At 69.4% G+C, this 22,385-nt stretch carries 15 protein-coding genes, 1 pseudogene and 1 other annotated feature; of the genes and pseudogenes, 11 read left to right on the plus strand and 5 right to left on the minus strand.

Features of this window, described 5'->3' with window-relative positions; all coding sequences use genetic code 11:
* Positions 1-10: 10 nt before the first annotated feature.
* The 4 genes from kduD to C1707_RS12890 all read left to right on the plus strand — a co-directional run bounded on the left by kduD (position 11) and on the right by C1707_RS12890 (position 6,093).
* Positions 11-769, plus strand: coding sequence for a 2-dehydro-3-deoxy-D-gluconate 5-dehydrogenase KduD (gene kduD / locus C1707_RS12875; protein ID WP_101715171.1), 759 nt, complete (start codon positions 11-13; stop codon positions 767-769).
* A 343-nt stretch (positions 770-1,112) separates the two neighbouring features.
* Positions 1,113-3,839, plus strand: a complete 2,727-nt coding sequence (gene ppc / locus C1707_RS12880) for a phosphoenolpyruvate carboxylase (RefSeq protein ID WP_101715170.1) — start codon at positions 1,113-1,115, stop codon at positions 3,837-3,839.
* Positions 3,840-4,312: 473 nt separating this feature from the next.
* Positions 4,313-4,987, plus strand: coding sequence for a bifunctional 4-hydroxy-2-oxoglutarate aldolase/2-dehydro-3-deoxy-phosphogluconate aldolase (locus C1707_RS12885; protein WP_101715169.1), 675 nt, complete (start codon positions 4,313-4,315; stop codon positions 4,985-4,987).
* Positions 4,987-6,093, plus strand: coding sequence for a sugar kinase (locus C1707_RS12890; RefSeq protein ID WP_101715168.1), 1,107 nt, complete (start codon positions 4,987-4,989; stop codon positions 6,091-6,093). The genes C1707_RS12885 and C1707_RS12890 overlap by 1 nt, the downstream gene beginning before the upstream one ends.
* A gap of 176 nt (positions 6,094-6,269) precedes the next feature.
* On the opposite strand, the gene C1707_RS12895 is transcribed toward C1707_RS12890, so the two are convergent.
* The gene (locus C1707_RS12895; RefSeq protein WP_240633933.1) at positions 6,270-9,056 is read right to left on the minus strand and encodes a M14 metallopeptidase family protein; all 2,787 of its coding nucleotides are present in this window, start codon (positions 9,054-9,056) and stop codon (positions 6,270-6,272) included.
* 150 nt (positions 9,057-9,206) lie between these two features.
* Positions 9,207-9,260 (plus strand) — a sequence feature (sul1 is cis-regulatory element that is thought to sense ions involved in sulfur or methionine metabolism; They are found in Alphaproteobacteria).
* A gap of 22 nt (positions 9,261-9,282) precedes the next feature.
* On the opposite strand from C1707_RS12895, the gene C1707_RS12900 reads away from it, so the two are divergent.
* Entirely contained in the window at positions 9,283-10,761 is a 1,479-nt protein-coding gene (locus tag C1707_RS12900) for a SulP family inorganic anion transporter (protein ID WP_101715166.1), read from the plus strand.
* 12 nt (positions 10,762-10,773) lie between these two features.
* Here the strand turns inward: C1707_RS12900 and C1707_RS12905 are convergent, their stop codons facing one another.
* From C1707_RS12905 to pepN, 3 genes are all read right to left on the minus strand, one after another.
* Complete coding sequence (locus C1707_RS12905) at positions 10,774-11,151, minus strand: VOC family protein (protein ID WP_101715165.1); 378 nt, start codon at positions 11,149-11,151, stop codon at positions 10,774-10,776.
* Positions 11,152-11,202: 51 nt separating this feature from the next.
* Positions 11,203-13,671: a cell cycle histidine kinase PleC gene (gene pleC, locus C1707_RS12910; protein ID WP_101715226.1), complete on the minus strand. Its 2,469-nt coding sequence runs from the start codon at positions 13,669-13,671 to the stop codon at positions 11,203-11,205.
* Positions 13,672-14,069: 398 nt separating this feature from the next.
* The gene (gene pepN / locus C1707_RS12915; RefSeq protein ID WP_101715164.1) at positions 14,070-16,661 is read right to left on the minus strand and encodes an aminopeptidase N; all 2,592 of its coding nucleotides are present in this window, start codon (positions 16,659-16,661) and stop codon (positions 14,070-14,072) included.
* 100 nt (positions 16,662-16,761) lie between these two features.
* On the opposite strand from pepN, the gene C1707_RS12920 reads away from it, so the two are divergent.
* Both C1707_RS12920 and C1707_RS12925 read left to right on the plus strand, forming a co-directional pair.
* Entirely contained in the window at positions 16,762-17,673 is a 912-nt protein-coding gene (locus C1707_RS12920; RefSeq protein ID WP_101715163.1) for a hypothetical protein, read from the plus strand.
* 81 nt (positions 17,674-17,754) lie between these two features.
* Positions 17,755-18,405, plus strand: a complete 651-nt coding sequence (locus C1707_RS12925; protein ID WP_101715162.1) for an OmpW/AlkL family protein — start codon at positions 17,755-17,757, stop codon at positions 18,403-18,405.
* A gap of 141 nt (positions 18,406-18,546) precedes the next feature.
* Here the strand turns inward: C1707_RS12925 and C1707_RS12930 are convergent, their stop codons facing one another.
* Positions 18,547-19,101, minus strand: a complete 555-nt coding sequence (locus tag C1707_RS12930; RefSeq protein ID WP_101715161.1) for a hypothetical protein — start codon at positions 19,099-19,101, stop codon at positions 18,547-18,549.
* Between the two features lie 146 nt (positions 19,102-19,247).
* On the opposite strand from C1707_RS12930, the gene C1707_RS12935 reads away from it, so the two are divergent.
* The 4 genes and pseudogenes from C1707_RS12935 to C1707_RS12945 all read left to right on the plus strand — a co-directional run bounded on the left by C1707_RS12935 (position 19,248) and on the right by C1707_RS12945 (position 22,218).
* The gene (locus tag C1707_RS12935) at positions 19,248-20,363 is read left to right on the plus strand and encodes an acyl-CoA dehydrogenase family protein (RefSeq protein WP_101715160.1); all 1,116 of its coding nucleotides are present in this window, start codon (positions 19,248-19,250) and stop codon (positions 20,361-20,363) included.
* A gap of 36 nt (positions 20,364-20,399) precedes the next feature.
* Positions 20,400-20,506 (plus strand): annotated as a pseudogene (locus tag C1707_RS27170) (hypothetical protein); the annotation flags it as partial.
* Positions 20,507-20,510: 4 nt separating this feature from the next.
* The gene (locus C1707_RS12940) at positions 20,511-21,731 is read left to right on the plus strand and encodes an acyl-CoA dehydrogenase family protein (protein WP_101715159.1); all 1,221 of its coding nucleotides are present in this window, start codon (positions 20,511-20,513) and stop codon (positions 21,729-21,731) included.
* 19 nt (positions 21,732-21,750) lie between these two features.
* Positions 21,751-22,218: a hypothetical protein gene (locus tag C1707_RS12945; RefSeq protein ID WP_101715158.1), complete on the plus strand. Its 468-nt coding sequence runs from the start codon at positions 21,751-21,753 to the stop codon at positions 22,216-22,218.
* Positions 22,219-22,385: the final 167 nt, after the last annotated feature.

The raw sequence follows: 22,385 nt of genomic DNA on the forward strand, positions 1-22,385 counted from the left end.
ACTAAGCACCATGGCCAATCCGTTCAGCCTCGAAGGCAAGGTCGCGCTCGTCACCGGCGCCAACACCGGCATCGGGCAGGGGATCGCCATCGCGCTCGCTCAGGCCGGCGCCGACATCGCCGCGGCGGGCCGCAGCGAACCGACCGAGACCAAGGCCGCCGTCGAGGCGCTGGGCCGCAAGTTCCTGTCGGTGAAGGCCGACTTCTCGACCACCGAGCCCGTGCAGCGCGTGGTCGACGAAACCGTCGCCGCCTTCGGCAAGGTCGACATCCTGGTCAACAACGCCGGCATCATCCGCCGCGCCGACTCGATCGAATTCTCCGAAGCCGACTGGGACGCGGTGATCGACACCAACCTCAAGGTCGTCTTCTTCCTGACCCAGGCCTTCGCCAAGCAGGCCCTGGCGCAAGGGACCGGCGCCAAGGTGATCAACATCGCCAGCCTGCTGTCGTTCCAGGGCGGCATCCGCGTGCCGTCGTACACGGCCGCCAAGTCGGGCCTGGCCGGCCTGACCAAGATCCTGGCCAACGAGTGGGCGACCAAGGGCATCAACGTCAACGCCATCGCGCCGGGCTATTTCGACACCAACAACACCGAGGCCCTGCGCGCCGACGCCGACCGCAACGCCTCGATCCTGGCCCGCATCCCGGCTGGCCGCTGGGGCCGTCCGGAAGACCTGGGCGGGGCCGCCGTGTTCCTGGCCTCTTCGGCCGCCGACTACGTTCAGGGCGTGACCCTGCCGGTCGATGGCGGCTGGCTGGCCCGCTAAGTCTTGGGCCCTCGGGCCCGCCGAGCGTTCGATCCCCGCGAAGGCGACTTCGCGGGGATTTTTCGTTTCGAGAGGGTGCCTGTTCGCCCAGCGCGCGCATAAAAAGCGCGCCGCTGAACGATGGTAGCGCAACCATCGAACGGTCCTGCTTCCCCAAGGCGAAGAAGGGCTGTAGAGCCCGCTTGCTTGATAGTCGGAGCGTGACGGGCGCCAAAACCGCTCACACTTTTGGCTGTCACGCTCAAGCGTTCGACCGGGCCGGGCTGAACGCGAGAACCGTTAGATCAGTTCTTACAGTCCCTACGTCCACCGCTCTCCCTGGCGGTGGTGATGGAGCATGCGCATGCGCGACTCGGCCCTCTCCCTCGGCGCCAGCCGTCCCACCAGCCGTGATGTCCGGCAGAACGCCAACCTGCTTGGCGATCTGCTGATCGAGGCCATCGGCTATCTGGAAGGGGAGGAGGCCGCCGGCCTGGTCAGCAAGGCGCGCAAGGCCGCCGCGCACGAGACCGAGGAGGGCGAGGCCCCGGGGCTGGACCACCTGTTCGCAGACCTCTCCAACGACCAGGCCGTGTTCCTGGCGCGCGCCTTCGCCAGCCACTCGCTGCTGGCAAACATCGGCGAGGACGTCGCCGGCCGCCGCCGCCATGCCGAGGCCGACGCTCGTCCGGGCGACGAGCGCGCCCGCACCCTGGTCGACGCCGTCACGGCCCTGAAGGCCTCGGGCAAGACCGACGCGGATCTCGCCAAGATCTTCGCGGCCATGAACGTGGTGCCGGTGCTGACCGCCCACCCCACCGAAGTGCGCCGCCGCAGCATGGTCGACCGCGAGACCGAGATCTCGCGCCTGATGAGCCTGCGCCGCCATCACCTGCCGGCCGATCTGGAAGCCGACATCCGCGAGCGCCTGTTCCGCGAGATCGCCCTGATGTGGCGCACGCGCCTGTATCGCCCCGAGCGGATCACCGTGAAGGACGAGATCCGCAACGCCCTGTCGATCGTCCGCACCTCGATCCTGCCGGCCATGGTCGATCTCTACGAGGAATGGTCGGGCAAGATCGGCAGCCATGGCCACATCGCGCCGCTGCTGAAGATGGGCTCGTGGCTGGGCGGCGACCGCGACGGCCACCCCGGCGTCAACGGCGACACCCTGAAGCTTGCCCTGTCGTCGCAGTCGCGGGTGATCCTCGACTGGTACGCCGGCGAGGTGCGCAAGCTGTGGTCGAACCTCGCCGTCTCGACCGCCTACACCCCGGTGTCGGACGAGCTGCTGGCCCTGGCCGCCCAGGCCAAGGACCCGTCGGTGCACCGCCTGGACGAGCCCTATCGCCTGGCCCTGGAGCTGATCTTCGACCGCCTCACCGCCGTGTCGCAGAAGCTGACCGGCCAGTGGGTGGCCTACGCCACCAGCCGCACGGACGTGGAGCCCTACGCCCATCCGGACGCCTTCGTCGCCGACCTGCAGATCATTATCGAGTCGCTGGAAGCCAGCGGCGGCGAACGCCTGGTCGGCTCGGCCCTGCGCACCCTGGTCGCGGTCGCCAAGGCCTGCGGCTTCCACCTGATGAGCCTGGACCTGCGCCAGAACGCCGACGTCCACGAGCGCACCATCCACGAGCTGTACCAGCGCTCGGGTTCGGGCGTGCGCTATCTCGACCTCGACGAGGAAGCCCGTTCCAAGCTGCTGATCGAGGAGCTGTCGCATCAGCGGCCGCTCGTCTCGCCGTTCACCGCCTATGGCGAGGAGACGGCCAAGGAGCTGGCCACGATGGAAGCGGCCGCCCAGGCCGTGCGCGACTACGGCCACGCCTGCATCGGCGCCTACATCATCTCCAAGTCGGCCACCCTGTCGGACATCCTCGAGCCGCTCGTTTTGCTCAAGCAGGTCGGCCTGGTCTGGGGCGGCGCGGCGCCGCGCTCGTCGCTGAAGATCGCCCCGCTGTTCGAGACCATCGAGGACCTGGAGAACGGTCCGCGCGTGCTGCGCCAGTGGCTGGAGCTGCCGATCAGCCGCACCATCCTGGGTGACCGGCCGGTGCAGGAGATCATGCTCGGCTACTCCGACAGCAACAAGGACGGCGGCTATGTCGCCTCCCGTCGCGGCGTGGCGCGCGGGGCCTCGGCCCTGGCGTTCGAGGCCGACCGCATGGGCGTCGGCATCCAGCTGTTCCATGGCCGCGGCGGCAGCGTCGGGCGGGGCGGGGGACCGGCCGCCGAGGCCGTGCTGGCCCAGCCGGCCGGCACCGTGCAGGGCCGCATCCGCATGACCGAGCAGGGCGAGATGATCGCCCGCCGCTTCGGCGACCAGCCCACCGCTCGCCGCAATCTCGACGGTCTGGCCGCCGCCGTGGTGCAGTCCAGCCAACGCGACACTCATCGTCCCGACCCGAAGGTCGAGGCGGCGATGACCGCCCTGGCCCAGGCCTCGTTCGAGGGGTATCGCGCCCTGGTCTATGACGACCCGGCGTTCGAGGACTTCTTCTGGTCGGCCACCCCGATCGGCGAGATCGTCGGCCTGAACATCGGCAGCCGCCCGGCCAGCCGCACCGCCAGCCGCAAGATCGAGGATCTCCGCGCCATCCCGTGGGTGTTCAGCTGGTCGCAGGCCCGCTTCATGCTGCCGGGCTGGTACGGCTTCGCCTCGGGCGTGGCGCGCGCCGACCTGTCGACCGGCCAGCTGCAGGACCTGGCCGGCGGCTTCGACTTCTTCGCCTCGCTGCTGTCGAACATGGAACTGGCCCTGGCCCAGAGCCACATGGGCATCGCCGCCCGCTACGTCGCCCTGGCGCCCGACCAGGATAACGCCCAGCGGATCTTCGACACGATCAAGCGCGAGCACGACGCGGCCCAGAGCATCGCCCTGGCCATCCGCGGCGGCGCCAGCCTGCTCGACAACCAGCCCGAGCTGGCCGAGTCGGTGGCGCTGGCCGGCCATTCCGTCGACCCGCTCAACCACCTGCAGCTGGAGCTCCTGGCCCGCCGTCGCGGCGGAGAGCAGGCCGAGGACGTGCGCCTGGCCATCCAGCTGACCGTGGCCGGCATCGCCGCCGGCCTGCGCAACACCGGCTGATCGTGAACAGGGCAGGGCGCGTGGGAAAATCCGCGCGCCCGTCAAAAATCCGTCGCCCGCGAACCTGCGTTTTCTACAGGCTTGCTCAAATGCCGAAACTGCGCTTATCTATCTATGACACCGGTGACAAAACGAGCCGAGCTCATCTTGATACCGGTGTCATGACGTTTTGGGTCGGCTCCCCCGGCCCGGCGTCCTGCGGCTCTTTGAGTTCGCTCCTGAGCAAACTTTCCGAGGGCGTCGAGCTTTAGCTCGACGCCCTTCATTTTACCTTGGGGTGCGCGTCGGGCTTTGGCTCGGCGCCCTTTATTTCGCCGGGAGCAGGGGGCTCGCGGAAAGTGACGCGACGGCAGCCACGCGCTGTGGCGCAAGTCGCGCGCGCGGGCTAAGGGATCGCCCGAACAGATCTTCCACGCGCGGCGCGCCAGGCGGCGTCTCGCGCAAGAACGGCCCTTTCCGGGAGGAGTACGAGAATGCTGAAGAACCGTATGGCGGTGCTGCAGGCCCTTGAGACCCAAGGCGTGGTGCCGGTGTTCTATCACCCGGACGTCGAGATCTGTAAGAACGTCATCCAGGCCTGCGCCGACGGCGGCGCGCCCTGCATCGAGTTCACCAACCGCGGCGACTTCGCCGCCAACGTCTTCTACGAAGTCACCAAGCACTTCGCCTCGGCCGATCCGCGCGTGATCATGGGCGTCGGCTCGATCGTCGATGCGCCGACCGCCGGCCTCTACATCGCCAACGGCGCCAAGTTCATGGTCAGCCCGATCGTCAACGCCGACGTGGCCAAGCTCTGCAACCGCCGCATGATCCCCTACAGCCCCGGCTGCGGCTCGGCGACCGAGATCTCCTACGCCCAGGAACTGGGCTGCGAGATCGTCAAGGTGTTCCCCGGCTCGTCGGTCGGCGGCCCGGACTTCATCAAGGCCGTGATGGGCCCGATGCCCTGGACCAAGATCATGCCGACCGGCGGCGTCGATCCGGACGAGGCTTCGATCAAGAAGTGGTTCGGCGCGGGCATCGTCGCCGCCGGCATGGGCTCCAAGCTGATCACCCAGGAAGCCCTCGACGCCAAGGACTACGCCGGCATCTCCAGGAAGGTGCGCGAGACGGTCGACCTGATCGCCAAGGTGCGCGGCAAGGCCTGATGAGCGATCCGATTCTCAATCTTCGCCCGGCGTCGGAGACGCGCTGGGACTGCGCGGCCCTCGGCGAGGTGATGCTGAGGCTCGATCCCGGCGACGGGCGGGTGCGCAACGCCCGCCAGTTCCAGGTCTGGGAAGGCGGCGGCGAATACAACTTCGCCCGCGGCATGAGCAAGTGCTGGGGCAAGCGCGCCACCGTCGCCACGGCCTTGCCCGACAGCGACCTGGGCTGGCTGGTCCAGGACCTGATCGGCCAGGGCGGCGTGGACATGTCCCACGTGGTCTGGCGCGAGTTCGACGGCCTGGGCCGCAACACCCGGGTGGGCCTGAACTTCACCGAGCGCGGCTTCGGCGTGCGTCCGGCCCTGGGCGTCAGCGACCGCGCCAACTCGGCCGCCTCGCAACTGCGCCCCGGCGAGATCGATTGGGAGCGGCTGTTCGGCGAGGAGGGCGTGCGCTGGTTCCACACCGGCGGCGTGTTCACGGCTCTGGCCAGCAACACCGCCGAAGTGGTGCTGGAGGCCCTGGAAGTGGCCAAGAAGCACGGCGTGATCGTCAGCTTCGACCAGAACTACCGCGCCTCGCTGTGGAAGGACCGCGGCGGCCTCGACGCCGCCCAGGCCCTGAACCGCAAGATCGCCGCCATGACCGACGTGATGATCGGCAACGATCATGACTTCGTGGTCTGCCTGGGGATGGAGATCGACGGTCTAGTCAAGGGTCTGCCGCCCACCGACCCGGCCAACTTCAAGACCCTGGCCCCGCAGGCGGTAAAGGCCTTCCCGAACGTCAAGGTCCTGGCCACCACCCTGCGGGCGGTGCGCTCGGCCAGCGTCAACGACTTCGGCGCGATCCTGTGGGCGAATGGAGCCTTCTACGAGGCCCCGATGCGCGACGGCCTAGCCATCTACGACCGCATCGGCGGTGGCGACGGCTTCGCCTCGGGCCTGGCCTACGCGCTGATGGAGAACCTGGGCCCGCAAGCCGCCGTCGACTACGGCGCGGCCCACGCGGCCCTGGCCATGACCACCCCGGGCGACACCTCGATGGTGCGGCTCAAGGAGGTCGAGGCGCTGGTGAAGGGCGCCGGGGCGCGGGTTATTCGCTAGCACGGCGAGACCCCCTCCGGCCCTCCGGGCCACCTCCCCCAGAGGGGGAGGATCTAGAAACGCCGAGCGCCAGATGCTCCCCCTTTGGGGGAGCTGTCGCGGAGCGACTGAGGGGGCCCCGAAGCGGTCTTTCTCAAAGAAAAAGCCCCGGTCGTAGGACCGGGGCTTTTCCATTTCTACTTACCCGCGCTCACCGCCGGCCCATACAGCATGCCGTTGAACAGGAACTTGAAGGTTCCGTACGACTGCGCCCGCTGGGTGATCTCCGGGCCCATGACGAACAGCTTGCCCTTGCCCACGTCCACGTCGAGGATCGCCGTGGTGTCCTTCAGGCGCTCCTGACCGACCGCCCAGCCGCTGCGCAGCGGCTTGTCGGTGTCGAACCACGACACCTTCGACACGCCCTTGGCGTCCGACTTCAGGGTGAAGGTCGGCGAGCGGTCGTAGAAGATGTCGACGTCCGCCGGGAGGCCGTAGGCCAGGGGCTGGGTGACGTCGACCTTGGCGCGCAGCACCGAGCCGGGGATGTAGAGCTCCTTGGTCGACAGGCCCACCAGCTTGCCGTTCTCGGTCTTGGCCGTGGCCACCTCGACCGGCGCGCCGAAGGCGGTGGCCAGGCGCGTGGAGGCGCCGATGGCGATCACCGTGCCGCCGTTCTCGGCGAAGGCCTTGAGCTGCGGGATGGTGGTCTCGTCGGTCACCGTGCCCAGCCACGGATGGAACTCGGCCGGGATCTCCTCGGCCTTGGGCTGCGGATAGCCACGGCCGGCGCGGAACGGACCGCCGGCGGGGGCGGGCACCACGCCGTCGGCGAACACCAGGACGTCGAAGTCCTTGGCCAGGTCGCCGGCGTCCAGGCGCTGCGGGTAGACCACCTGGAACGGCGCCTCGAACTTCTCGAACATCCAGCGGTTCCAGCCCGAGGGCATCGAGCCGCCATAGACGTCGACGAGGCCAACGCGGATCGGCTTCAGCGGCAGGGCCGAGCCGCCCGGCTTCGAACCGACGGCCCAGGCGTCGATGCCCAGTTCCTTGACGCCGGCGTCGATCACGCCGGCGGCGGCGGACGAGTAGGGGACCCAGATGGCCCCGGCCGCGAAGCTCTGCTTGCCGGCCTTGGCGCCGTCCTTCAGCCACGAGACCTGGGCGCCGGCCTTCAGCAGGCGGTTGGTCAGGGTGAAGGCGTTGTTGGGGGCGTGGTCGATCAGCCAGCCGGCCTTGCCCGAGCCCTTCACGGCGCCCGGCTTGACGGCGATCAGGTCGGGCACGCGCTGGAACGGCCCGTCGAAGCCGTCGAGGATGCGGTCGAACTTCACGCCCGTCTGGTAGGCCAGGGTGTAGCCGGTGACGTCGTAGGGCGCCTTGGGCGGACCGCCCGGATACTCGGCGTCGTGCGGGTGGTCCTGCGGCTCGAACATGTCGAGGATGTGCGGGCGATAGGCCTGGGCGGTCTTCACCACATAGGAGCCCGCCGCATAGGTCTTGCCGGCCACGGTGAACGGCTTGGTCGCCTCGTCCACGTCGACGCCGGCCTTGATCAGGGCGTTCAGGAACGCCACCACCGTCGGCTTGTCGGCCTGGTCGGCGGTCAGGATGTAGCCGCGCGGGTCACGCTTCTCCGGGGCCTGCAGGATGGTCTTGTAGAGCGACGGATCCACCGAGGCCGAGGTCGGCGAACCGGTGACGCGGCCCTCGAACTTCACCTTGGCGCCGGCGGCCTTCAGGTCGTCGATCTCGGTGGGCGTGATCGTCCAGCTGTCCTTGCTGCCCTTGGCGATCGAGTTGCTGGCCATCTTCCAGATGTTGAACAGCATGCGCTCGCGGTTGCGCGAGGCGTAGTCCATCACCGCCCGGTCCAGGCTCCACTGGTACTCGACCGTCTGGGCCAGATGCCAGGTCTGCGGCGGCGCCGGCATCGGGCGATCGCCGTTGGGCAGTTGCACGTCCGGCACCAGGTTCAGCGGCATCGGCGTCGGCGAGCCGGTGATCTCGGTCAGCAGGCCCACGGCGTTGTGGAAATAGGCGATGGAGCGTTCCATGCCGTTGTGCCAGGTCGAATAGGGGGCGGCGCTGCGGGCCCCCGAGCCCGGCTTGTCCTCGGCCACCAGGCGGCTGTGCATGGCCATGCCGACTTCCTGCAGCGAGGTCATGACCAGCGGGTCGTAGTTGTAGTTGAACGGGTCGCGGAACGGCGGAACGAACACCACCATGCCGTTCGGGGCCGGCTGGTGCTGGTTGTAGATGATCTGCGGATACCACTCGCGGAACAGCACCTTGTTGACGTTGGTGGTTTCCGACATCTGCGACATGAAGCTGTCGCGGTTGTTATCGTGGCCGACGTACTTCTGGTAGAGGCGCGGGATCGAGTTGTACTCGCGCTTCTGCGGATCCTGGTTGCGCATGTACCAGTCCGAGACCAGCTCCATGCCATCGGGGTTATCGTGGCCGAACAGCACGATGACGTCGTCGAGGATGCGCATCGTCTCGGGATCGGTCTTGGTCAGCATCCGGTAGAGCACCTGGATCTGACCCTGCGAGGTCACCGTCTCGGTGGCGTGCATGCCCGCGTCGATCCAGACCACGGCCTTGCCGGTCGTGGCCAGCTTCTCGGCCTCTTCCTTGCTCACTTCGCCCTTGGCCAGCTTGCGGGCGACGGCCTTGTACTCGTCCAGCTTGGCGAGGTTGGCGGGCGAGGAAACGATGGCCACCCACTGGGTGCGGCCTTCCTCGGACTTGCCGATGTCCACCAGCTTCATGCGGTCGGACTGCCCGGCCAGGGTCTTCAGATAGGCCTCGTAGGCGGTGTAGTCGGCCAGGAAGTAGTCGCTGCCCGGATCCTGGGCGAAGGCCTTGGCGGGCGGGGTGATCTCGCCGGCGGCATAGGCGGCGGTCCCGCCAAGGGTCATCACCAGCGCCAGGGCGGCCCCGGCCATCGCTACGTGTCGCGTCATCGCACTCCCCATCCACCAAACGGGGCGCGCTTTTTCGCCGGCCCCCTAAGCTTGACGCAGGCGGAGCACGAAACCGCAAGTTGGGCCAGCCGACGGGCAAAAATAGTTCGCGGGCGGGGGCGCTTGCCCCAGAGGCCCGGATGCGGCATCAGCGGGCGGCACAACGGATCCGGCCTGGCCGGATGGCTACCCCGGGCGCCGATCCCCCGGGAAACCCGCACCACGCAAGACACGTCCCATGAGCTTCCTCGCCAAGACGCGCCAGCAATGGCTCGCCAATCCTGGCCGCGATCTGCTGGCCGGCACGGTCGTCGCCCTGGCCCTGATCCCCGAGGCACTGGCCTTCGCCTTCATCGCCGGCGTCGACCCCGCCGTGACGCTCTACGCCTCGTTCGTCATCGCCATGACCATCGCCTTCGTCGGCGGCCGGCCGGCGATGATCTCGGCCGCCACCGGGGCCATGTCGCTGCTGATGGGCGGCCTCGTGCGCGATCACGGGATCGAGTACCTGTTCGCAGCCAGCCTGCTGACCGGCGTGATCCAGATCGTCATCGGCATGCTGCGGCTGGGGCGCTACGTGAAGTTCGTCTCGCGCTCGGTGATGAGCGGCTTCGTCAACTCGCTGGCCATCCTGATCTTCGCCGCCCAGATGCCCCAGCTGATCGGCGGAAACTGGCAGACCTTCGCCCTGGTCGGGGCGGGCCTCCTGATCATCTATCTCTTCCCGCGCCTGACGAAGGCCGTCCCGTCTTCGCTGGTGGCGATCCTGGCGCTCAGCGCCGTGGCCGTCACGCTGAACCTGCCGGTGCGCACCGTGGGCGACATGGGCCAGCTGCCCACCGCGCTGCCGGGCTTCCACCTGCCGGCCGTGCCCCTGACGTTCGAGACCCTGAGGATCATCGCCCCGGTCTCGCTGACCCTGGCCTTCGTCGGCCTGCTCGAAAGCCTGCTGACCGCCAACCTGCTCGACGACCTCACCGACAGTCCGTCCGACAAGGACCGCGAGACCCGGGGCCAGGGCATCGCCAACATCGTCTCGCCGCTGCTGGGCGGCATGGCCGGCTGCGCGCTGATCGGCCAGTCGATCATCAACGTGAAGTCCGGCGGCCGCTCGCGCCTGTCGACCTTCTGGGCCGGCCTCTTCCTGCTGATCCTGATCCTGGTCCTGCGCGACTGGGTGGCCCGCATCCCGATGGCCGCCCTCGTGGCGGTGATGATCATGGTCTCGTTCACGACCTTCGACTGGAACTCGGTGCGCAAGCTGCGCTCGACGCCCCTGCAGTCGACCATCGTCATGCTGGCCACCACCGTGACCGTGCTAGCCACCCACGACCTGGCCAAGGGCGTCGTGCTGGGCGTGCTGCTCAGCGTGCTGTTCTTCGCCCGCAAGGTGGGCAAGATGATCGCGGTGAAGGAGCGCGAAGGCAGCACCGAGGCCGCCCGCCGCTATCTGGTCGAAGGCCAGCTGTTCTTCGTCTCGGCCGAGTTGTTCGCCGCCGGCTTCGAGTTCCATGGCCATCCCGCCAGCGTCGAGATCGACATGACCGGGGTGCGCCTGTGGGACCTCACCGCCGTCGGCGCGCTCGACAAGGTGGTGCTGCGCTATCGCCGCCAGGGCGCGGCGGTCAGCGTCATCGGCCTGGACGAAGCGGGCGCGGCCCTGGTCGCCAGGCTGGGCGCGCATGATAAACCGGACGCCGCGGCGCCAGCGCACTGAGGCGCGCGGCCCTCAGCCCTGCGACAGGCTCAGCACGTTGCCGTCCGGGTCGGCGAACCAGGCTACCTTCGCCGCGCCGCCTGGGGCGGTCCAGATCCCCAGGGCGTCCTGGCCGAAGCCCTCATAGATCGTGAAGACCACGCCGCGATCGGTCAGCGCCCGCACGCCGGCCTCGATGTCCTCGACGTGCCAGCCGAACACCGGATGCGCGCCGGCCTTGTAGTCGGGAAGGGCGGTCAGGCGGATCAGCGCCTCGCCCGCCAGCAGGAAGTCGCCGAACGGGTCGGAACCGCGCATGGAAAGGCCCAGTGTCCCGACATAGAAGTCGAGCGCGCGCTGGCGGTCGCTGACATGGACGAAGGCGACGGGAACGCCCGCGATGGCCGACATGGTCTGAACCCCGGATTGCTCGTCCCGGAAGCTTGACGCCAAAACGCCGCCTTACGCCACCGCGTAGTCGCGGACCTGCATCGGGCTGCTCTGGCTGATCGGCAAGGTGAAACTGACCGTCGTGCCGTCGCCGGGGGTGGAGACCATCTCCAGCGCGCCGTCGTGCATCTCGACCAGCGACTTGGTCAGCGCCAGGCCAAGGCCGGTGCCCTGGGTGGTCTTGGAGTGCTGGCTCTCGACCTGCTCGAACGGGCGGGCCAGGCGGGCCAGGTCCTCGGCGGCGATGCCGATGCCCGTGTCGGTGACCGACACCTTCACGCGTTCGCCCAGCGGATCGCGGCGGATCTCGGCGCGGACGGTGACGCGGCCCTGGCGGGGGGTGAACTTGATGGCGTTGCTCAGTAGGTTCAGCAGCACCTGCTTGACGGCGCGGTAGTCGGCCTCGATCTCGGGCAGGGGCGGGAAGTCGACCTCGAGCTTCAGGCCCGCCGCCTCGGCGCGGTTGCGCACCAGGCGCACGGCGTCCTCGGTGACGTCTTCCAGGTGCAGGGGCTCGAACTTCAGGGCCATCTTGCCGGCCTCGATCTTCGACATGTCGAGAATGTCGTTGATCAGGGCCAGCAGGTGCTGGCCGGAATTGTGGATGTCGAGGCTGTAGCCCTTGTAGCGCTGGTCGCCCAGCGGGCCGAACATCTCGTTCATCATGATCTCGGAGAAGCCGTTGATGGCGTTCAGCGGCGTGCGCAGCTCGTGGGACATGTTGGCCAGGAACTCGCTCTTGGCCTTGTTGGCGCCCTCGGCCTTGACCTTCTCCATCTCGTATTTGCGCGCCAGCTCGGCCAGCTGCTCCTGGCTGCGCTCCAGGCCGGCGACGGCGTTCTGCAACTGCTCCTCGTTGCGGCGGCGGGCCTCTTCCTGGGTCTTGATGGCGGTGATGTCGGCGGCGGTCATGACGAGGCCGCCCTCGGCCGTGCGCCGCTCGCTGATCTGGATCCAGCGGCCGTCGTTCAGTTCGGCCTCGCGCACGCCCTTGGCGCCGGTCGGGTCGGGGATCTCCTGGCGGATGGCCAGGGCCGCGAAGCGGTTGACCTCGGCGCGGGCCGCGCCGGGCTTGAGCAGCTTGGGCTCCAGCGAGAAGACGTTGCGGTAGTTCCGGTTGCACATCAGCAGGCGGCCCTGGCGGTCCCAGAGCACGAAGGCCTCCGACACGCTCTCGATGGCGTCGCGCAGGCGGTTCTCGGCGGCCTGCGCGCGAGCCTGGGCCAGGCGCTCCTCGGTGACGTCCAGCGCCACGCCGATGATGCGGGAATAGCCGTCCTCGCCCGGCTTGCCGAAGCCCTGGCCGCGCGCGTCGACCCAGATCGAGCGGCCGCCGTGCTCGCGGGCGGGGATGCGGAACGACACGTCGAAGGCGCCGAACTGGGCGGCGTTGGCCAGCGCCTGGCGCACGCGGTCGCGATGGTCGGCCGAGATCCGCTCGACGAGGTCCTGGCCGGGGGCCACGCCGCCGCCGCCCCAGCCGAACATCGCGCCGGTGACGTCGGACATGTAGACCTCGTCCGAACGCAGGTCCCATTCCCAGATGCCGCAGCGGGCGGCCTCGACGGCCAGGCGGAAGCGCTGCTCGCTGTCGATGAACTCGCGCTGGGCGCTTTCGGCCCGGCGGCTCTGCAGCATCAGGATCAGGGCCAGGGCGATGCCGGCGGCCAGCGGGATCAGCAGGGTCAGCGCGCCTTCCATCAGGCGGCGGTCGACATTGGCGACGGTGTGGCTGGGGGTGCTGACGGCGGCGATCAGGGCGCCCTGGGCCAGGGGCTCGAAGGAGACGTCGAGGCTGGAGCCGTCGACGCCCCGGCCGGTGAGGGCGGCCGCGCCGCCCTGCAGGTCCTCGACGGAAAGGGCGTAGGCCTGGCTGAGGCTGGCGGCGCCCTGCACGGCGCGGCCGACGCCGACCAGCAGGCCGCCGTCGGCGAGGAACAGCGCCACCGAACGCTCCTTGGGCGGCTGGCCCAGCAGGCGCGACGGATCGCCAGCGGCGATGACGTAGCCCCGGCCGGCGCTGGTCTGGGCGGCCATGGCGACATAGAGGCGGCCGCTGCGGCCGACGCCCCCGACCCAGACGCTGCGGCCGGAAGCGGCGGCGGCGCGCGCGGCCTGGCGCCAGTCGGCGGACGGATCGCGGCCGGCGACGGCCAGCACCTCGGCGTTGGTGGCGACGGCGACGGCCATGGCCTCGCCCCCGGCGGCGCGCAGGGCGGTTTCGGCCGAGTCCATGGCCGAGGTCGGGTCGCGCTCGAGCAGGTCGGCGGCGGCCGACAGGCCCGCGCGCTGGGCCGCCAGGTTGGTCTCGACCTTGCCGGCCAGGATCTGCGCCTCGGCGGCGAGGGCGGCGCCGCCCGGCGGGGCCGAGGCTTCCTTCTGCAGGCTATGCAGGCCAAGGGCGGTGTAGACGGCCAGCAGCAGCAGCGCGGCCAGAATCACGATGCGGACATAGGCCTGCGACGAGCGGGCGGCGCGCATGCGGGCCACGCCCGCAGCCGAAAGCCCGGCCCTGGCCGGTCTTCCGGGTTTCGCCCCGCCAATCCGCAACGCTTGAAGCTCCAGCACCCCGGAGCCCGTCCGAAAGAACAGGCTCGATTTTCAAGACAGGCGGCGAGTCAGTTCGCCGACTATGGTGAATCTACCGTACCCGTTCGGCCGCCGTCACCCGGGGGAGGCGCGAATAAGCGGGGGATGAGCGCTTTGGTCGCAACCGTTGCGCGGAGGAATCACCCCAGGCTCGTGCGGCAAGACCCCCTCCGGCCCTCCGGGCCACCTCCCCCAGTGGTGGAGGATTTGGAAGCGCCGGCGCTAGATGGATGCTCCCCCTTTGGGGGGGGAGCTGTCGCGGAGCGACTGAGGGGGCCGCCGGAGGCGGCTTAGTCCAGCGCCCGGCTCGCCAGCTCCAGCACGTTCTTGGACAGGCCTGGCGCGGCCTTCACCCGCTCGAGCTCGCGGCGCATCAGGTCGCCCAGCGCCGGAACGTAGCGCCGCCAGCCGCCCAGGGGCTCGACCAGGCGGGCGGCGGTCATCGGGTTGAAGCCGTCCACGGCCAGGATCTGGTCGGCCAGGAAGCGATAGCCCGCGCCGCTGGGATCGTGGAACCGCGCGGGATTGGCGCTGGCGAAGCCCTGCACCAGGGCGCGGAAGCGGTTGGGATTGCCGGCGTCGAAGTCGGCGTGGCGGGTCAGGGCCAGGACCCGCTTCAGCGCGTCGTCGGACGGATCGCGCGCCTGGACCGAGAACCACTTGTCCAGCACCAGCGGCTCGTGCCGCCACTTGGCGTGGAAGGCCGCCAGCGCCGTCTCGCAGGGCTCGCCGCCCACGGCCAGCAGGGCCGACAGGCCCCCCATGGCGTCGGTCAGCGCCGAAGCCGCCTCGAAGTGGCCGACGATGCGCTGGACGTTCTCGGCGTGCGGATCGGCGGCCAGCAGGTCGACGCAGGCGTTGCGCAACGCGCGGCGCCCTGCCGAGGCCGCGTCGGGCGAGAACTCGCCGTCGCCCTGCATGGCCCCGTGGATGCGCGACAGCTGCTCGCCCAGATGCACCGCGATGCGGGCGCGCAGGGCGTCGCGGGCCTCGTGGATCGCCGCCGGGTCCACCGGATCGACGGCCAGGGCCAGGTCGCCTTCGCTGGGCAAGGCCAGCAACAGAGCCTTGAAGGCCGGATCGGCGGCCGGATCGTCCAGCGCCTGGCCCAAGGCCTGGGCGTAGCGCTCCTCGCCGACCTCGTCGGGCGCGCCGGCGGCGCGGGCCAGGATCAGGCCGCGGGCCAGGCCCTGGCCGGCTTCCCAGCGGTTGAAGAGGTCCGGATCGGCGGCGAACAGCACATAGGCGTCGGCCGGACGCGCGTCGGTGGTCAGGGTCACCGGGGCCGAGAAGCCGCGCAGGGCCGAGATCACCGGCGCTTCCTCCACGCCTTCCCAGCGCACGGTCAGGCTCTCGCCTTCCAGCAGCACGACCTCGCTGTCGCGCAGGGCGCGGCCGTCCTGGGCCAGCAGGCCGATGGTCACCGGGATCGGCAGCGCCTTCTTCACCGGTTGGCCGCTGGTGGGGGCGGTCTTCTGGGCCAGGGTGATCGACAGCGTCTCGGCGGCGGCGTCATAGACGTGGGTCAGCGACACCGAGGGCGTGCCGGCCTGCTCGTACCAGGCGAAGAACGCGGTCAGGTCCCGGCCCGAAGCCTCGGCGAAGCAGGCGATGAAGGCCTCGACCGTCGTGGCCTCGCCGTCGTGGCGCGCGAAATAGAGATCAAGGCCCGTCCGGAACGCGTCGGCGCCCAGGATGGTCTTCAGCATGCGGATGATCTCCGCGCCCTTCTCGTAGATGGTCGCGGTGTAGAAGTTGTCGATCTTCAGATAGCTCGACGGCCGCACGGCGTGAGCCAGGGGACCGGCGTCCTCGGCGAACTGTCGGGCGCGCAGGGCTTTCACGTCCTTGATCCGCTGCACGGCCGCGCCGCGCATGTCGGCGGAAAAGCTCTGGTCACGGAAGACCGTCAGGCCCTCCTTCAGGCACAGCTGGAACCAGTCGCGGCAGGTGATGCGGTTGCCGGTCCAGTTGTGGAAGTACTCGTGGGCGACGACGCTCTCGATGCGCTCGTAGTCGAAGTCGGTCGCCGTCTCCGGCTCGGCCAGCAGGAGCGAGCTGTTGAAGATGTTCAGCCCCTTGTTCTCCATGGCCCCGAAGTTGAAGTCGCGCACGGCCACGATCATGAACAGGTCGAGATCGTACTCGCGACCGAAGGCCTCCTCGTCCCACTTCATCGACCGCTTCAGCGCGTCCAGGGCGTAGGCCGCGCGCGAAGCCTGGCCCGGATCGACGAACACCTTCAGCGCCACGGTGCGGCCGCTCATGGTGACGAAGCTGTCTTCCAGCACGTCCAGCCGCCCGGCGACCAGGGCGAACAGGTAGGCCGGCTTGGGGAAAGGGTCGTTCCAGACGGCGAAGTGGCGGCCGCCGGGAAGTTGGCCGGCCTCCATCAGGTTGCCGTTGCTCAGCAGATGCTCGAACGCCTGGTCGGCCTCGATCCGCACGGTGTAGCGGCTCAGCACGTCGGGTCGGTCGGGGAAGAAGGTGATGGTGCGGAAGCCCTCGGCCTCGCACTGGGTGCAGAACCGGCCGCCCGACATGTAGAGGCCCATCAGCGCCTTGTTGGCCGACGGATCGATCTCGACCTCGGTGGTCAGCTCGAAGGCGTCGGGGACCTCGGCGATCACCAGGCGCTCGTCGTCCAGCGCGTACTGGTTGGCGCCCAGGGCCTGGCCGTCGATCGCGATCGACTTCAGCGCCAGCCGCTCGCCGTTCAGCGCCAGCGGCTCGCCGGCCGCGCCCGTGCGGCGCACCTTCAGCGTGGCCGTCACCCGCGTGGCGGACGCCGCCAGCTGGAACGACAGCTGGGTCGTCTCGATCTCGAACGGGAACGGGCGATAGTCGGAAAGCCGGATCGGCTGGGGCGTTTCGGTGCGCATCCGACCAATGTAGTCGCCCGCCCGCGCGGCGGCGAGGCCGACGGTTGCGCGACTTGTCGATTTATCGGCTAGGTTTCGAAGCTCAACCGGAGGCACCGCCATGTCCGAGACCCTCGCCGAACGCGGCGGCCTTGTTTCGGCTGGCCGTCGGGTGGTCATCCTGGTCTGGGCGACGATCCTGACGCTGGCGCCCTGCGTGGTGGGAATCGCCGTGCTGGCGGCCGGACATGTGGTCGGCGGTTACGTCGCCGAACTTGCCAGGCCCGGGGGCTGGTTCGACGTTCCCCTGGTCGAGACGCCCCTTGCCGCCTTGGCGGCGACCGTTGCCGCGCTCGGGAGCTACGTGTTGCTGGTCCGGCTGGCCGAAAGGCGCTGGCCGTCCGAGCTGGCGCGGGTTTCCGCTGTCCGCGAACTGGGTCTCGGAATCGTTGTGGCCGCGCTCGCCTTCGGCCTGCTGATGGGCGTGCTCACGGTGAGCGGCGCCGTGGTCTGGCGGCCGCCGCCCCTGGTCGACTGGCGCTGGGCGCTGGCGAGCGGTCTGTCCGAAGGGGCGTTCGCCGGCCTGCTGCTGGGTCTGGTCGTGCAGGGCGGGACCGCTCGGCTGGGTGCGCGGGCGCTGGGGCCGGTCGCGGGCGTAGCGCTCGCGGCCCTGGTCGCCTCCTGGCTCGTATCACCCGAGTGGGCGCTGCCGCCGACCCATCGCGTGAATGCGGCGCTGGGCGGGGCGATCCTGGGCCTCGTGTGGCTGCGCCGCCAGCGGTTGTGGCTGGGGCTTGGCCTGGCGACGGGATGGGGCGCGCTGACCGGCGCGGTCATCGGCGGCTATGCGCTGGATTGCGGCTACGACTCCACCGAAGCCTTCATCTACGAGCCCGGGCGAGGGGCGCTGATCGCCTGGTTGCGGGGGACGGGCGGTCCGGAAAGCTCGATTCCGTTGCTGGCGGGGTGCGCCCTGGCCGTCGCCTGGCTGGCCTGGCGCGCCTGGAAGGAAGGCCGCTTCTCGCGGGCTTGAGGCGGATCAATGTGACGGTGCGCGAGCGGGCGCATCACCCCTTCGACGCCTCGACGCGTCGCCGATCCAAGGGGATAAGACATGACCGCCCGCCGCCTCGCCCTCATCGCCGGCCTGACGCTTGCCGCCGCCACGGGCGCTCACGCCCAGGAGGCCTTCACGCCCGCGGCCAAGGGGACCTGGCAGGTCAACCTGCGCGCCACCAGCGTGTCGCCCGACGCCGGCGACCCGATCGTCACCTCGGCGGGCGCCGCTACGGGTCTGAGGGCCGACGTCAAGGACGACGTCAGGCCGACCCTGGGAGTCTCCTACTTTGTCACCGACAAGCTGGCGCTCGAAGTGATCGCCGGCACGACCCAGCACACGGTCAAGGCCGTCGGGCCGGGAACCGACGTCGTCGTGCACAAGACCTGGGTGCTGCCGCCGGTGGTCTCGGTCCAGTACCACTTCGCGCCCAAGGCCCGCTTCAACCCCTATGTGGGCGCGGGGCTGAACTACATGCTGTTCTATTCGGGCAAGGACAGGAACGGCTTCACCGTCGATCTCGACGACGGCTTCGGCTACGCCCTGCAGGCCGGCGCCGACATCGCCGTCAAGGGCCCCTACGTCGTCAATGTCGACGTCAAGAAAGTATGGTTCGAGACCGATGCCAAGATCAACGGCGGGGCGCTGAAGTCGAAGGTGAACCTGGACCCGACGGTGGTGTCGGTGGGCGTCGGCCGGCGGTTCTGATCCTGGAACAATCCCTCCCCCTTGATGGGGGAGGGGCAGGGGTGGGGGTGGTTACGGTGGCGGAGGCCGCGCACTGCCCTCGGCTCAGCACGTCACCCCCATCCCCAACCCTTCCCCCATCGAGGGGGAAGGGAGAAGAGCCTACCCCTCCACCGTCCCTGCGGCCGCGGGCGTCTCGTGCAGCTCGCGTTCGATGGCGGCGGCCTTCTGGGCCAGGGCCAGCAGGGCGGGCGGGGCGTCCTCGGGATGGTCGCCGACCAGCGTCATGATCTCGCGGGCCAGGGCGTGCAGGCGCGGCGAGGCCGCGATCAGCTTGGCCTGGAACTCGATCTTGCGCGGGTCTCGGTCGTACTCGGCCCCCGGCGTGCGCCAGCCGCCCCAGTCGTTGGGATCGGTGACCACCACCGGATAGGTGCCGGGGAAGGGATGGTGCAGGCAGTCGCTCTCCTGCTGCCACTTGTTGCGGGCCCGCAGGATCCGCCAGTTGGACAGAGCGCCGCCCTCCTGCGGGTCCATCCGGTCTTCCGGCTTCAGCTCGTGGGCCAGGAACTCGCGGCCCAGGCCCACGTCGTAGGTCACCCGAACCGGCTCGTCGAAGCCCTTGGCCCAGATGGGCACGATCTTTTCGATCGTCGCCCAGGCGCCGACGCTCTCGACCCAAACCTTCTGGTTCCGCTGGTAGACGGTCTTGGCCATGGAACTCTCAGAACTCGGCTGCAAATGCTCGCCGGTCATAAGAACCTGAAATTCTTGACGCCGGGTCAATCTTTCCACGCACGTAAACGTGGTTCATCGTCGCTTCCAACGGCCGTCGCCAGAACGGCCAAGGGAGAGAAACGGCCGTGGATTTCGACTATTCCGACGACCAGAAGTTCCTCAAGGACGAGGCTCGCAAGTTCCTTGGCGGCCGCTGTCCGCCCGCCGTGGTGCGCGGCGTGCTCGACGATCCGGCCAAGAGCTACGACGCCCCCCTGTGGGCCGCCGTGGCCGAACAGGGCTGGCTGGGCGCGGCCATTCCCGAGGAGCACGGCGGCCTGGGCCTTGGCCGCGTCGAGCTGTGCGCCATCGCCGAGGAGCTGGGCCGCGCCGTCGCGCCGATCCCCTTCGCCTCCACCGTCTACGTCCTGGCCGAGGCGCTGATGGCCCACGGGACCGACGCCCAGAAGGCCGCCATCCTGCCCCGCGTGGCCGCTGGCGAACTGATCGGCTGCCTGGCCGTCAGCGAGGGGCCCGGCGTGCTGACCCCCTCGACCCTGTCGGCCCGCGTCGACGGCGGCAAGCTCTCCGGCGTGAAGATCCCCGTCACCGACGGCGACGTCGCCCACACCGCCATCGTTCTGGCCGCCGAGAACGGCAAGCCCGGCCTGTTCCTGGTCGACCTGACCGGCGAGGGCGTGACGCGCGAGACGCTGGAAAGCCTGGACCCCACCCGGGGCGTGGCCCGCCTGACCTTCGAAGGCGCGGCCGCCGAGCGGCTGGGCGCGGCGGGCGAGGGCTTCGATCTCGTGCAGTCGATCCTCGACCGCGCCGCCGTGCTGCTGGCCTTCGAGCAGTTGGGCGGCGCCGACCGCTGCCTGGAGATGGCCAAGGAATATGCCCTGGGCCGCTACGCCTTCGGGCGGGTGATCGCCGGCTACCAGGCCGTCAAGCACAAGCTGGCCGACATGTACGTCAAGAACGAGGTCGCCCGCTCCAACGCCTATTACGGCGCCTGGGCCCTCAACGACGACGCTCCGGAACTGCCCACGGCCGCCGCGGCCGCCCGCATCGCCGCCTCCGAGGCCTTCTGGTTCGCCAGCAAGGAAAGCGTCCAGGTGCACGGCGGCATGGGCTTCACCTGGGAGGTGGACTGCCACCTCTACTACCGCCGCTCGCGGCAGCTCTCCCTGGTCGCCGGCTCGCCCCGGCTCTGGAAAGAGCGGCTGGTCAGCGAGCTCGAGAAGAAGAACGCGGCCTAGCGTTTGCTCCCGCCTTTCACCTCCGCCTTTCTTCGTCATCCCGGCCGGAGCGAAGCGGAGAGCCGGGACCCTGGAGCAGCCGCAGTGCGCCGGCCCTGGGTCCCGGATCGACCTTTCAGGTCGTCCGGGATGACGGAGATTGATGGAATGGACTTCAACGACTCCCCCGCCGAAGCCGCTTATCGCGAGAAGGCCCGCGCGTGGCTGGAAGAGGCCGCCGCCGCCCATCGGGCCGAGCATGGCGAGCCTAAGCCCAACACGCCCGAGCACATGGCCGCCGCCAAGGCCTGGCAGGCCCGCAAGGCCGCCGCCGGCTACGCCTGCATCACTTGGCCCGCCGCCGTGGGCGGCGGGGGCGGCACGCCGATCGAGTCTGTGATCTTCGGCCAGGAAGAGGGCAAGGCCGGCGTCGCCTACGGCTACTTCACCATCGGCCTTGGCATGTGCGTGCCGACGGTCATGGCGTTTTCCGACACCGACACCAAGAAGCGCTTCGTCTCGCCCGCCGTGAAGGGCGAGGAGATCTGGTGCCAGCTGTTCTCCGAGCCGGCCGGCGGTTCCGACGTCGCGGCCCTGCGCACCCGCGCGGTCAAGGACGGCGACGACTGGGTGATCAACGGCCAGAAGGTCTGGACCACCGGCGCCCACTACAGCGACTTCGGCATCCTCCTGACTCGCACCGACCCCGACGTGCCCAAGCACAAGGGCCTGACCATGTTCTGGATCGACATGCGCGATCCGGCGGTCGAGTGCCGGCCGATCCACCAGATGTCGGGCGGGCGCGAGTTCAACGAGGTCTATTTCAGCGACCTGCGGGTCAAGGACAGCCAGCGCCTGGGCGAAGTGGGGCAGGGCTGGCAGGTGGCCCTGGTCACGCTGATGAACGAGCGCCTGGCCGTCGGCGGCTCGGCCGGTCCCAACTACCGCGAGGTGATGGAGCTGGCCCGTGCTTTGCCGGGCGAGGACGGTCCGGCCCTCTCCAACGACGCCTTCCGCGAGAAGCTGGCCGACTGGTTCGTGGCCTCGCAGGGCCTGAAGTTCACCCGCTTCCGCACCATGACCGCCCTGTCGCGCAGCCAGACGCCGGGGCCGGAAAGCTCGATCGGCAAGATCATCTCGGCCAACCAGCTGCAGGATCTGGCCAACACCGCCGTCGAGATGCAGGGCGAGTACGGGATCCTGAGCGGCCCCGAAGCCGCCGCCGGCGCGGCCTTCCAGCAGAGCCTGATGTGGGCCCCGGGCCTGCGCATCGCCGGGGGCACCGACGAGATCCTCAAGAACATCATCGCCGAACGGGTGCTGGGCCTGCCCGGCGACGTTCGGGTCGACAAGGACGTGCCGTTCAAGGATATGCCGACAGGTAGGTGAGGCCGACACAGGGGCGGGAATGGCGGGCAGCGACGGACGTTCGGTGGTTCCCGCCCGCCTGCCCGACGACTTTCTGGGCCGGCTGGTCGTCGATTGCCCCGCGTGCGGCGGGTATGCGGTCATCCTGCCGTGCGACCTGTCCGACGTGCGGGCTTTCGCCGCGCGCCGGATGGTCTGCCGCGATTGCGGGGCGATGCGCGAGAAGCCGCAAACGCCGAACGGGGCGTCGATCGACCCGTTCATGGGCCTGGCGCCGCGCTTCCGCGCGGCGACCCGTCACGGCGATCTTGTGGCCTGGAACGAGGAGCACCTCGACTATCTCGAGACTTACCTGTCGGGCCGCGTCAGGGTGGAGCAACTGCCCGTCGATCCCGCGGGCCCCCGCAACCAGACCATCGTTTCGCGACTGCCGGCGTGGGCCAAGTCGGCGAAGAATCGGGACGATGTGCTGAGGGCTGTCGCGCGGGTCCGCAAGGAGCGCGGCTGAGCTATAAACCGTGAAAATACACGGACTTCCGCGTTTCATCCCACCAAAACCCGTTCCATTTCAGGCACGTCCAACAAGAGTTGATGAACGCTGGTCGGCGAGCTTGACAGTCTCGCTTCCGGCGGCTCATGAACGGGCTTCCGATCATGGTTAACGGCGTGCTGGAG

Origin of the sequence: Caulobacter flavus (assembly GCF_003722335.1) — a bacterium.
In the GTDB taxonomy this organism is placed as follows: Bacteria; Pseudomonadota; Alphaproteobacteria; order Caulobacterales; family Caulobacteraceae; genus Caulobacter; species Caulobacter flavus.

What these genes read in the sequence shown, in the direction of transcription:
- C1707_RS12920 (WP_101715163.1), top strand. Translation starts at nt 16,762, where the DNA reads ATGTCCGAGACCCTCGCCGAACGCGGCGGCCTTGTTTCGGCTGGCCGT.
- C1707_RS12900 (WP_101715166.1), top strand. Translation starts at nt 9,283, where the DNA reads ATGAGCTTCCTCGCCAAGACGCGCCAGCAATGGCTCGCCAATCCTGGC.
- C1707_RS12885 (WP_101715169.1), top strand. Translation starts at nt 4,313, where the DNA reads ATGCTGAAGAACCGTATGGCGGTGCTGCAGGCCCTTGAGACCCAAGGC.
- kduD (WP_101715171.1), top strand. Translation starts at nt 11, where the DNA reads ATGGCCAATCCGTTCAGCCTCGAAGGCAAGGTCGCGCTCGTCACCGGC.
- pepN (WP_101715164.1), bottom strand. Translation starts at nt 16,661, where the DNA reads ATGCGCACCGAAACGCCCCAGCCGATCCGGCTTTCCGACTATCGCCCG.
- C1707_RS12905 (WP_101715165.1), bottom strand. Translation starts at nt 11,151, where the DNA reads ATGTCGGCCATCGCGGGCGTTCCCGTCGCCTTCGTCCATGTCAGCGAC.
- C1707_RS12895 (WP_240633933.1), bottom strand. Translation starts at nt 9,056, where the DNA reads ATGGGGAGTGCGATGACGCGACACGTAGCGATGGCCGGGGCCGCCCTG.
- C1707_RS12890 (WP_101715168.1), top strand. Translation starts at nt 4,987, where the DNA reads ATGAGCGATCCGATTCTCAATCTTCGCCCGGCGTCGGAGACGCGCTGG.
- C1707_RS12945 (WP_101715158.1), top strand. Translation starts at nt 21,751, where the DNA reads ATGGCGGGCAGCGACGGACGTTCGGTGGTTCCCGCCCGCCTGCCCGAC.
- pleC (WP_101715226.1), bottom strand. Translation starts at nt 13,671, where the DNA reads ATGCGCGCCGCCCGCTCGTCGCAGGCCTATGTCCGCATCGTGATTCTG.
- C1707_RS12925 (WP_101715162.1), top strand. Translation starts at nt 17,755, where the DNA reads ATGACCGCCCGCCGCCTCGCCCTCATCGCCGGCCTGACGCTTGCCGCC.
- C1707_RS12940 (WP_101715159.1), top strand. Translation starts at nt 20,511, where the DNA reads ATGGACTTCAACGACTCCCCCGCCGAAGCCGCTTATCGCGAGAAGGCC.
- ppc (WP_101715170.1), top strand. Translation starts at nt 1,113, where the DNA reads ATGCGCGACTCGGCCCTCTCCCTCGGCGCCAGCCGTCCCACCAGCCGT.
- C1707_RS12930 (WP_101715161.1), bottom strand. Translation starts at nt 19,101, where the DNA reads ATGGCCAAGACCGTCTACCAGCGGAACCAGAAGGTTTGGGTCGAGAGC.